Annotated in this window: 10 protein-coding genes, 6 tRNA genes and 1 rRNA gene; 14 read left to right on the top strand and 3 right to left on the bottom strand. The window is 39.1% G+C overall.

Features of this window, described 5'->3' with window-relative positions; all coding sequences use genetic code 11:
* Positions 1 to 95 (top strand): 5S ribosomal RNA (rrf, locus tag ACMZ42_RS25115); the annotation flags it as partial.
* A gap of 124 nt (positions 96 to 219) precedes the next feature.
* Here rrf and mbcS read toward each other — a convergent pair.
* Positions 220 to 1803, bottom strand: coding sequence for an acyl-CoA synthetase MbcS (gene mbcS / locus ACMZ42_RS25110; protein WP_415733158.1), 1584 nt, complete (start codon positions 1801 to 1803; stop codon positions 220 to 222).
* Positions 1804 to 2071: 268 nt separating this feature from the next.
* Here mbcS and ACMZ42_RS25105 point away from each other — a divergent pair.
* The 13 genes from ACMZ42_RS25105 (at position 2072) to ACMZ42_RS25045 (ending at position 9580) form a co-directional block, all read left to right on the top strand.
* Positions 2072 to 2148, top strand: a tRNA-Asn gene (locus ACMZ42_RS25105).
* A gap of 114 nt (positions 2149 to 2262) precedes the next feature.
* Positions 2263 to 2337: transfer RNA gene (locus ACMZ42_RS25100), tRNA-Glu, on the top strand.
* Positions 2338 to 2411: 74 nt separating this feature from the next.
* A tRNA-Val gene (locus tag ACMZ42_RS25095) sits at positions 2412 to 2487 on the top strand.
* Between the two features lie 14 nt (positions 2488 to 2501).
* Positions 2502 to 2585 (top strand) — tRNA-Tyr (locus ACMZ42_RS25090).
* Between the two features lie 15 nt (positions 2586 to 2600).
* A tRNA-Gln gene (locus ACMZ42_RS25085) sits at positions 2601 to 2675 on the top strand.
* 12 nt (positions 2676 to 2687) lie between these two features.
* Positions 2688 to 2760: transfer RNA gene (locus ACMZ42_RS25080), tRNA-Lys, on the top strand.
* A 174-nt stretch (positions 2761 to 2934) separates the two neighbouring features.
* Complete coding sequence (rocF, locus tag ACMZ42_RS25075) at positions 2935 to 3840, top strand: arginase (RefSeq protein WP_415733157.1); 906 nt, start codon at positions 2935 to 2937, stop codon at positions 3838 to 3840.
* Positions 3841 to 3973: 133 nt separating this feature from the next.
* Positions 3974 to 4537 carry an RNA polymerase sigma factor SigW gene (gene sigW, locus ACMZ42_RS25070; protein ID WP_370077349.1) on the top strand — a complete coding sequence of 188 codons (564 nt, stop codon included), beginning with the start codon at positions 3974 to 3976 and terminating at the stop codon, positions 4535 to 4537.
* 13 nt (positions 4538 to 4550) lie between these two features.
* The gene (locus ACMZ42_RS25065; RefSeq protein ID WP_415733156.1) at positions 4551 to 5177 is read left to right on the top strand and encodes a zf-HC2 domain-containing protein; all 627 of its coding nucleotides are present in this window, start codon (positions 4551 to 4553) and stop codon (positions 5175 to 5177) included.
* A 149-nt stretch (positions 5178 to 5326) separates the two neighbouring features.
* Positions 5327 to 6163 (top strand): diadenylate cyclase CdaA, encoded by an 837-nt coding sequence (cdaA, locus tag ACMZ42_RS25060; protein WP_370077347.1) that lies wholly within the window; start codon positions 5327 to 5329, stop codon positions 6161 to 6163.
* Positions 6156 to 7247, top strand: a complete 1092-nt coding sequence (locus ACMZ42_RS25055) for a YbbR-like domain-containing protein (RefSeq protein WP_415733155.1) — start codon at positions 6156 to 6158, stop codon at positions 7245 to 7247. Before cdaA ends, ACMZ42_RS25055 begins: the two co-directional genes overlap by 8 nt.
* Positions 7248 to 7532: 285 nt before the next feature.
* Positions 7533 to 8885, top strand: a complete 1353-nt coding sequence (glmM, locus tag ACMZ42_RS25050; RefSeq protein ID WP_370077345.1) for a phosphoglucosamine mutase — start codon at positions 7533 to 7535, stop codon at positions 8883 to 8885.
* A 173-nt stretch (positions 8886 to 9058) separates the two neighbouring features.
* Complete coding sequence (locus tag ACMZ42_RS25045; protein WP_370077344.1) at positions 9059 to 9580, top strand: type 1 glutamine amidotransferase domain-containing protein; 522 nt, start codon at positions 9059 to 9061, stop codon at positions 9578 to 9580.
* Positions 9581 to 9640: 60 nt separating this feature from the next.
* On the opposite strand, the gene ACMZ42_RS25040 is transcribed toward ACMZ42_RS25045, so the two are convergent.
* Entirely contained in the window at positions 9641 to 10213 is a 573-nt protein-coding gene (locus tag ACMZ42_RS25040) for a hypothetical protein (RefSeq protein ID WP_370077343.1), read from the bottom strand.
* The gene (locus tag ACMZ42_RS25035; protein ID WP_387084696.1) at positions 10203 to 10544 is read right to left on the bottom strand and encodes a PadR family transcriptional regulator; all 342 of its coding nucleotides are present in this window, start codon (positions 10542 to 10544) and stop codon (positions 10203 to 10205) included. The genes ACMZ42_RS25040 and ACMZ42_RS25035 overlap by 11 nt, the downstream gene beginning before the upstream one ends.
* Positions 10545 to 11167: the final 623 nt, after the last annotated feature.

The following is an 11167-nucleotide window of genomic DNA, read 5'->3' as shown; positions in this document are numbered from 1 at the left end:
GTCACACCCGTTCCCATACCGAACACGGAAGTTAAGCTCTTTAGCGCCGATGGTAGTTGGGGGCTTCCCCCTGTGAGAGTAGGACGTCGCTAGGCGCAAAAAGTCGCTGCTGACAAACTCAGTAGTGGCTTTTTTTTATCCAAAAGAATAGTAAATATTAGCAATATATAAAGGAGACATTTCAACCAAGTGAATGGTGAAATGTCTCTTTATTATATTTTATACAGTTGTTGTTGCTGTTCGTAGTTCTATACGACGAATTTTACCAGAAGTTGTTTTTGGTAGCTCATCAATAAAGACAATACTACGAGGATATTTATAAGGTGCTGTTAATGCTTTAACGTGCTCCTGTAGTTCTTTTGTTAACTCCTCTTCATCACGATCTCTGAAGCTTTCTCGCAAGATGACAAAGGCTTTAACAATATGTCCTCTAATTTCATCTGGAGCTGCGACTACAGCACATTCTTGTACAGCTTCATGTTTATTTAAAGCATCCTCTACCTCAAATGGCCCAATTGTATAGCCTGATGAAATAATGATGTCATCTCCTCGACCTTCAAACCAGAAGTAGCCATCTTCATCGCATTTGGCTTGGTCACCAGTAATATACCAATCTCCACGGAAGGCAGCTTGTGTACGTTCAGGCTCACGATAGTACTCCTTAAATAGAGCAGGAGAAGATTTGTGTACTGCAATATCTCCAACTTCTCCAATCGGTGCCTCTTTGCCCTCATGATCTATAATACGGACAATATTGCCTGGAGTAGGAACACCCATTGAACCCGGACGTAAATCAATATTTTCAAGTGTGCCGATTAATAAAGTATTTTCCGTTTGGCCATAGCCGTCGCGCACTTTAAGACCGAAGTTATTCATAAATGTTTCGATGACTGGTCGATTTAATGGTTCGCCAGCCGAAACAGCACTACGTAGAGAAGATAGATTATAGTCTTTTAAATTATCAATCTTCGCCATAATTCGATATTCCGTTGGAGTACAGCACAATACATTAACCTTTTCTTCTTGAAGCAGTTTAAGGTATGTTTTTGCATCAAATCCTCCGTGGTATACAAATGCAGTTGCGCCTAGCATAATAGTCGATAAAAATGGGCTCCAAATCCATTTTTGCCACCCTGGAGCAGCTGTAGCCCAAACTAAATCACCTTCACGTACACAAAGCCATTGTGAAGCGGCTGTTCTAATATGTGCATATCCCCATCCGTGTGAATGGACAACCCCTTTTGGTTTGCCAGTGGTGCCAGATGTATAAGAAAGAAATGCCATATCATCTCTTTTAGTAGCAGCTGCTGTAAATGTATCTGGCTGGGTACTTGCTAATTCATCTAAAGAGGTCCAATCACCAGTAGCAGTACCAATAACCAATTTATTATTTAAAGCCTCTACTGAAGAAGTAATACGATCTACCTCACTTGTGAACGCTTCATAAGCTATTACTGCCCTTGCAGAAGAGTGTTCCATACGATATTCTAAATCACTTGCACGTAACATTTCTGAACATGAAATAGGAACAATCCCAGCCTTTAGACAGCCAAGGAAGACAAAATAAGCTTCAGGCAGACGTGGAATAATAACTAATACGCGATCTCCTTTTTGAAGCCCCTTCTTCGTAAAGGCATGCGCGTATTGATTCATTTTTTGAACAAGTTCAACATAGGAAATTGTTTGACGCTCCTGCTGAGTATTTAGCCACCGTATAGCTTGGCGATCACTATCTTGAGAAAATTTCTCCAATTCCTCTGTAATATTATAGAATTCTGGTGCAATTAAATCGTTTGTTACCATGTGAACATTCCTCCCCCAAACAAATTTAATAGAAAATTCATAAAACTATTTCCATTTTAACAATTACAATAATATACAGCAAGAATATTTTGCGCACGAAATAGAAATATTGGATTTAATAGAGAACTATTAGGTTTCTAGTTACTGTATAGGAAGACTTCGACAAAAAATATAAAAATTTTCACAAAAAGTATTGCATAATTTATAATGCTTGCTATAATAATAAATGTACTTAAGAGGTTTTAAAAACCGAATTGAATAGTATTGTTCCGAAGTAGCTCAGTTGGTAGTAGCACCTGACTGTTAATCAGGTTGTCGCAGGTTCGAGTCCTGCCTTCGGAGCCATTTTTTTGCTCATTTTTAAAGATGGTGTTTACATAAAAAATATTAAAAAAGTGTTGCATCGTACGATAAAAAATGTTATCATAATACTTGTCTTGTTTGAGACATTTGAAAAATGGCCCCTTGGTCAAGTGGTTAAGACACCGCCCTTTCACGGCGGTAACACGGGTTCGAATCCCGTAGGGGTCACCATTTTTAAAGCATTGTAGTAATGCAAAGGTTTAAAAAAATAAAAAAACTGTGAAGAAATGAACACCTGTTTCTATGGAGGATTAGCTCAGCTGGGAGAGCATCTGCCTTACAAGCAGAGGGTCGGCGGTTCGAGCCCGTCATCCTCCACCATAATGTGTTATTTCGGAGGGGTAGCGAAGTGGCTAAACGCGGCGGACTGTAAATCCGCTCCTTAGGGTTCGGCGGTTCGAATCCGTCCCCCTCCACCAGTTTTTTATAATGATTGGGGTATAGCCAAGCGGTAAGGCAACGGATTTTGATTCCGTCATGCCTAGGTTCGAATCCTAGTACCCCAGCCATTTTTATTGTTTGAGCCATTAGCTCAGTTGGTAGAGCATCTGACTTTTAATCAGAGGGTCGAAGGTTCGAGTCCTTCATGGCTCACTTTTATAAAATAAAAAGTGTAACATTAACTACAGATACTAATCTCTTGCTGAAAACAGCAGGAGATTTTTTTATGTTCTTTTTAATTGTATAAATATTCACGAAATTGTAAGGTTGAGCCAAGGAGGATGTAGGCTTTACAATAGTCATACAACTTAAAGGGGGTATGAAAAAATGAATAAACTAAATATTTCTATTATTGGTGTACCAACTGATTATGGGCAAACTCGCAGAGGGGTAGATATGGGGCCGAGTGCTATCCGTTATGCAGGTGTTGTAGAGCGCTTGAAGGCAATAGGGCATGTAGTACATGATCAAGGGGATATACGTGTTAGTCAAAAACAAGAAGGCACTATTGTTGATAAACAGCTACTTAATTTAGAGGAAGTTATCGATGTAAGTACATCTTTGGCGAAAAGTGTAAATGAAGCAATTGAACAAAAGGAGTTTCCACTTGTACTTGGTGGCGACCATAGTATTGCTATTGGCACTCTTGCAGGACTTGGTGAGCATTACAAAAATTTAGGTGTTATTTGGTTTGATGCGCATGCCGACTTAAACACACCTGAAACGACACCGTCTGGTAATATACATGGTATGCCATTAGCTGTAAGCATTGGACTTGGTCATGAACGGTTAGTGAAAATTCGTAATAATGTACCGAAAATTAAACCTGAAAATGTCATTATTATTGGAGCGCGTTCTGTAGATCCAGGAGAACGTGAATTAATTAGTAAGCAAGGAATCAAAGTATATACAATGCACGAGGTAGATCGTCTTGGAATGACGCGTGTAATGGAAGATGCTCTAGCTTATTTAAGGGAGCGTAATGTAGATGGTTTGCATTTATCACTAGATTTAGATGGTTTAGATCCACTTTATACTCCAGGAGTTGGGACACCTGTACCTGGTGGTATTACATATCGAGAAAGTCATTTGGCAATGGAAATGCTTCAGGAGTCAGGTATGCTAACATCTGCTGAATTCGTTGAGGTTAATCCAATTTTAGATGAGAAGAATAGAACTGCCGATGTTGCAGTAGCATTAATGGGTTCTTTATTTGGCGAAACATTAGTTTAAAGAAATTTGACAAAAAATTGCCTGTTGCCACAATGTATAAAAATCTTTTGCTATAATTAATAACAAAATGAAACTTTTCTTATCGATGTGCCGTATAGTATAAGACAGTTGTAAAGGTGGAGAAGTCAACACAATGGATGCGTTAGTAAACAAGAAAATTAAACAAGTGCTTAAAGGTGATCAAAACGCATTTGCAGATATTGTGAGTCTCTATCAGCACAAACTGTACCAAGTATGCTATAGGATGTTAGGGAACAAGCAAGAATCTGAGGACATTGCACAAGAAGCTTTTGTTCGTGCCTATATGAACTTGCATACTTTTGATCAGAAAAGAAAATTTGCGACGTGGCTATATCGCATAGCGACAAACCTTTGTATAGACCGTATTCGGAAGAAAAAGCCAGATTACTATTTAGATGCAGAAGTAGCTGGTACAGAAGGACTTAATATGTACTCGCAGATCGCAGCAGATGACCAGCTACCTGAAGAACAGATAGAGCAAATGGAACTGCAAGATCGCATTCAATATGAAATTGGACGTTTGCCTGATAAATATCGTTCAGTTATAGTATTGAAATATATTGAAGAATTATCATTACAGGAAATTAGCGAGATTTTAGATATGCCTCTTGGAACGGTGAAAACGAGGATTCACCGCGGACGTGAAGCATTACGAAAGCAATTAAACAATCTGTAGGAGGGGGAGCGTCATGAATACTTGTCCAGAGCATATAATAGACTATATCCATGATTATTTAGATGGTGACATAAGTCGTGAGCATGAGCAAGAGTTAAAACGACATTTGCATACATGCAGTGATTGTAAACAGTTGATGCAGGAATTAAGTGAAACAATCGCCTTTGTGAAGAGCGCTTCCCACATTACATCACCTCCGCATTTTGAAGAAGCCGTGATGGCTCGTTTACCGAAACCTAAAAGTCGTGTAGGTATGCAAAAGTGGATTCGCCGACATCCACTCTTTGTGGCAGCAGCAGTTTTTTGTTTATTCATGAGTGCAACTTTACTAGGTAACTTCATGGATGACCGACAGTTCTCCGTGACTAAACAGCCAAACCTAGTTGTTGAAGGTCAAACGGTTATTGTGCCGAAGGGAGAAGTTGTAAAAGGTGACATTGTTGTTAAAAATGGTGATTTAATTGTTGAGGGTGAAGTGGATGGCAATGTCACTGTTATTAACGGACAGTATATGGCATCTTCGGCAGTTGTTTCGGGAAAAATAGAAGAAATTGACGAAGTATTCGAATGGCTTTGGTATACGATCAAAAATTCAGTAAAGTCTGCTGTAATATTCGAGGAGAAACAAGCAACTAAATAACACTCTATACGTCCTAATAGATAGTGCACGTGAGAGGCTGAAAGGTCTACTCTTTTGAGTAGACTTTTTATTTGAAAAAAGTTACATTTGATAAGAATGTGCTATACTTAAATGTGTATGGATTCGCAATGAAAAGTGGGGGATGCCACGTGCAAATTATCGAACATTTCGCTAATTTAACACCTGTGAATATTGTTATTAACTTATTAGATGTACTGCTCGTATGGTACGTTATTTATAAAATTTTAACCCTCATTAAAGGTACGAAGGCTGTCCAATTATTAAAAGGGATTTTCGTAATTATTATTGCGCGCCTTGCTACAGAATATTTAGGGTTAGAAACGTTAGGATGGATGTTACAACAAGTTATCGATTTCGGTTTCTTGGCGATTATTATCATTTTCCAACCTGAAATAAGACGAGGTCTTGAACAAATTGGTAGAGGGAAGTTATTCCAACGTTCAATTAATCAAGTTGAGGAAGAACAAACAAGGCTAATTGAGGCGATGAAGAAATCTGTTAGTTATATGGCCAAACGTCGTATAGGGGCGTTAATTTCTATTGAAAAAGAAACTGGTCTAAATGAATATATCGAAACGGGCATAGGACTAAATGCTGAGATTTCATCGGAGTTACTGATCAACATTTTTATACCTAATACACCGCTTCATGATGGAGCAGTAATTATGCAAAAAGATAAAATATCGGCGGCAGCCTGTTATTTACCGCTTTCTGAGAGTCCGTTTATCTCTAAAGAGCTTGGGACGCGCCACCGAGCTGCACTCGGCTTAAGTGAAGTGACAGATGCCATTACTATTGTCGTATCAGAAGAAACCGGTGCCATTAGTCTTACAATGAATGGTAATCTTCACCGAAATCTTTCTCTAGAGGAATTCGAAGGACTGTTACGTAAAATGTGGTTCGGATTAGCACAGGAGTCAGATGCAGCCTCTAAGTTAACTTGGAGGGGGAAAAAGAATGGATAAAATGATGGATAGCCCTTGGGTGTTACGAATCGTTGCACTATTTCTAGCCTTTTTGTTATTTTTCTCCGTTCGTACCGAATTATCTCCTAAAAATAAAACAATAACGAGTGAGCAAACAGTAGTGATTCGCGATGTGCCAGTAGATGTTTTTTATGACGATAAGAACCTTATTGTAACGGGGATACCAAAGACGGTAAACGTTACGATAAAAGGTCCAACGCCACTCGCTTTAAAAGCTCAAACTTCGAGAGATTTTTCTATATTTGCGGATTTGAGTAAATTACTCATAGGTGAGCATAATGTTAAACTACAATACGAAAATATTTCTGATAAGTTGCAAGTTACATTAGACCCAGCAACTGTTAAGGTAAACATTGAGGAAAAGGTCACACAAGAGTTTCGTGTTGACCCTGAGCTAAATACTCGTTTAATTGAAGAAGGGTATATTTTAAATGGCATGGCTGCTAATCCAGCTACGGTGTATATTACAGGTGCCAAAAGTGCAATTGAAAATATTAGCTATGTAAAAGCTACCGTAACGGGTGAACAAGGCTTGAAAGAACCGTTCTCACAAGTAGCGGCAGTTAAAGTACTAGATCGTGATTTAAATAAGTTAGACGTGACGATTGAACCGGGGACTGTGAAGGTACAAGTAGATATTGGAGCTTACAGTAGAGAGTTACCGGTTGTGCTGAAGGAAATAGGAAAAGCGGAGAATGGTATTACCGTCAACCAATTAACAATTAGTCCTACAAAGGTGAGAGTATACGGTAGGAAATCTATCATAGATGCTTTAACTGCAATACCAGTAGAGGTTGATTTATCAAAAATTACAGAATCAAAAACTTATGAATTTGATGTGAAATTGCCCGAAGGTGTGACAAAAATATCTGATACGAAAATTAAAGTGAAGGCCGATATTACGAAGGCAGAGCAGGAAAAAACAACAACGACAACAACTACTACCACTCCTGCTCCTACACCTACTCCTTCGCTACCTTCGCCACCTTCAGAGGAGACTAACACTCCTTCTGATAACAACACGCCGCCTACTGATAAAACAGAAGAAGATATTGATTCTTAAACAATAACTGACTATAATTTTATTTTGATTCAGTAGAGATTTCGTTCTCTATCGGTAAGGGTATTCTTTAACGAGAAGAAGTTGCTCGGGCTAAAATCAAAATACCCTATCCCTAAAATTTATCTGTGCCTATTTACAAGCCCAAATAAATTACATAGGGGTAAAATTATAGTTACCAGTGAATGAACGAAAATAGACTTTTCCAAAAGTAAGCAGACGAGTGGTCTAGTTGTCAGCGTAGACAAGCATGATCGCCGTCTTGCATTGAAGGAGAGAATAATCAAAATGGGTAAATATTTTGGAACAGATGGCGTCCGTGGCGTCGCGAATAGTGAATTAACACCGGAGTTTGCATTTAAACTTGGCCGCGTAGGTGGTTACGTTTTAACGAAGGATGCAACTGACCGTCCAAAGGTATTAATCGGTCGTGACACACGTATTTCAGGTGAAATGCTTGAAGGTGCACTTGTAGCTGGTCTTTTATCAATCGGCGTAGAGGTAATGCGTCTTGGTGTTATTTCGACACCAGGTGTGGCTTATCTTACTCGAATGATGAGCGCAAATGCAGGCGTTATGATTTCAGCTTCACATAACCCAGTAGCTGACAATGGTATTAAATTTTTCGGCCCTGATGGCTTTAAGCTAACAGATGCGCAAGAAGCTGAAATCGAAGCAATATTAGATGCTCAAGAAGATACTTTGCCACGCCCAATCGGGGCAGATTTAGGTTCTGTAAGCGACTACTTCGAGGGTGGACAAAAATATATTCAATACTTAAAACAAACAGTGGCTGAAGAATTTGAGGGCATCCACGTAGCATTAGATTGTGCACATGGCGCTACGTCTTCACTAGCTACACACCTATTTGCAGATTTAGAAGCGGATATCTCAACGATGGGTGCCTCACCAACAGGCTTAAATATTAATGACGGTGTCGGTTCAACACATCCAGAAGGATTAGCTAAATTTGTCACAGAAAAGGGTGCTGATGTTGGTTTAGCATTCGATGGCGATGGTGACCGTTTAATCGCTGTAGATGAAAACGGTAAAATTGTTGATGGTGATCAAATTATGTTCATCATTGGTAAGTATTTAAATACAGTTGGTCGCTTGAAAAAGCAAACAATCGTTTCGACGGTTATGAGTAACATGGGCTTCTACAAAGCTGTTGAAGATAACGATATGCATAGTGTACAAACTGCTGTAGGTGATCGTTACGTTGTGGAAGAAATGCGTGCTAATGATTATAATCTTGGCGGCGAGCAATCTGGTCATATTGTTTTCCTAGACTTTAACACAACTGGTGATGGCTTATTAACAGGTATTCAGCTTGTTAACATTATGAAAGCTACAGGTAAAAAACTATCAGAGCTTGCTTCTGAAATGAAAATTTTCCCGCAGCGTTTAGTCAACGTACGTGTAACAGACAAGCATGCTGTGACAGAAAATGCAAAAGTTGCTGCAGTGATTGCTGAGGTAGAAGCAGACATGGCTGGTAACGGTCGCGTATTAGTGCGTCCTTCAGGTACTGAGCCACTTGTACGAGTAATGGTGGAAGCGGCTACAGAAGAAGACTGCGAGCGTTATGTAGGGCGTATAGCAGATGTTGTCCGTTCTGAAATGGGCTTAACTGAATAAATAGTATATGAACTCGATTTCCTTTGATAGGAGGTCGAGTTTTTATTTTTTGTTCCGTACAAATTAAACGTTGGCTTTAATTATTGAAAGCTCTAGCAATGAAAAAATGAATGCTTTCGAAGAGAATGGGAACAGTAGTACAGAGTCACAATAACAAGGAGTGTTGTATTGCAATGGCTAAAATTGCTACAGTGATTACCAATATGTTTGAGGATGCTGAATATACAAGTCCTAAAGGAGCATTAGAAGCGGCAGGTCATGAATTAATAACAATTGATACGACGGCAGGCATTGAGGTAGAAGGTAAGCATGGAGAGAAAGTAAAAATCGATAAAGATATCGATGAGGTAAATGCCTCTGATTTCGACGCATTATTCATCCCAGGCGGTTTTTCTCCCGATATACTACGCGTAGATGATCGTATTGTGGCATTTGTCAAAGAATTTATGGATGAGATGAAACCAACCTTTGCTATTTGTCATGGACCTCAATTACTCATTACGGCAAAAACATTAACTGGTCGTGACACAACTGGCTACAAATCAATCCGAGTAGATTTAGAAAATGCAGGTGCGATATTCCATGACGAGGAAGTTTTTGTTTGCCAAAAACAATTAGTAACAAGTCGCACACCGGAGGATTTACCAGCATTTAATCGAGAAATTGTGAAATTATTGGAGAGTAACGAAGGCTAAGCTTAAAAGGCACAAGTAAGTTCGCCTGTGCCTTTTATCTATAAACTCAATCCAATAGCCCTACTTCTTTTTTAACGCTATAATAGCATTGGTAATTTGTCCAAGTCCGATACCAATGATAATCCCAACACCAGCGCCGATTGCCGTGTCGATCCAGCCTCTATCAACAAAAGCTTCATATCCACCGCCGGATAAAAAACCGCTTAATCCGCCGATACCTAAACCTAAAAACAGGAAGCCACCATAAAATAACCCGATTGCCTCATAATCTGCGGGATCACGATTTTCGTAATACTGCTGGAAGCGTTCATTTAAATCCTCAGATTGCTCAGAGTTACTGGCGAATTGCAATTCCTCGCTAGCCTTATTAAAAGCTTCCTGCTCCGTTAAGCCTTGTGACATTAAATCATTCATATAATCGCTCATATAGAGTATCATGTCATCTTGCGCTTCTCGTCCCTGATCGGAACGCCCTTTAAACTTCGACAATTGATTGTCAATTTTCCGTTTAGTTTGCCCACTTTTCTTGCGCAGCTTTTCTATATAAGTCATCTCAGCGTCCTGCAAATAATTCTGGGATTGTTCTTTTGCAAAACGATTAATTCTCTCCTGAATTTCACGACTAAAGCTCATGTTTGTTCCCTCCATTATTTCTTAAAATTTCAATACGACTACTTAAAAAATCCCATTTAGCCCAGAAGGACATCAATTTTTCTCGTCCTTGTTCATTAAGCGTATAAAATTTCCTTGGTGGACCCATTTCAGATGGCTTTTTGACAATATTGACAAGACGATTTCTTTCCAATCGCATAAGTAACGCATACACAGTTCCTTCAGCTATGCCTTCGAATCCCATCTGCGTGAGATATTTAACAATTTCATAACCATATATTTCACCACGGCTAATGATTTCTAATACAATACCTTCTAAAACTCCTTTGAGCATTTCACTCAGATTATCCACGATCTCACCCCCAGGCTTAGCATTACCTGTACTAAGTGTTGCTAAGTACTGTATATAGTATTGCTAAGTAGCGGCTTTGTCAAGCGATTGAAAAATGGGATTTTCGTTCAGATGAATTTTATTTTTGGCGCAATTTATTTTCGGCTCTGTTCAAAACAAATCCATAACCGAAAATACTTGTTGCTGAAAAAATCATCATAATTTTAACTTCTTTCAAAATGTTTTATGTAACGTAAGTGAAACGGCTGTTACAAGTGTTTTGGTAGCGAAAGCAAAGCGACAGCGGCAAATGTTTTCTGCGCGACAGCGGCAATTATGCCGAGGCACAATTGATTAAGAATCTCAAGATAATGCTTTATAGCAGATTGTTTGTCTACTTTTTGTCACTGAAAAGTAGGATAAATAGGTGTTTTTTATAACGAAAATTTGACGTACAGCATATGATTGAGTATGATGGAGAAGTTGAATATGAGGTCCGACCTTATCATTTAACAAGAGCGCATAAGGAGGGAAGAAAGCGCAAAATCGGAAAACAATTATAGCGCCTGAGCTGAAGAAATTGGACGAAACGATCTTCAGCAGACGAGGTGGAGGTTTATCGAAAATTCGGCGGATGCCTCCCG

The organism is Lysinibacillus sp. NPDC056185 (assembly GCF_047737915.1).
Taxonomy (GTDB): domain Bacteria; phylum Bacillota; class Bacilli; order Bacillales_A; family Planococcaceae; genus Lysinibacillus.
The sequence above is the reverse complement of the archived record's forward strand: the minus strand, read 5'-3'. Positions and strand labels throughout refer to the sequence as shown.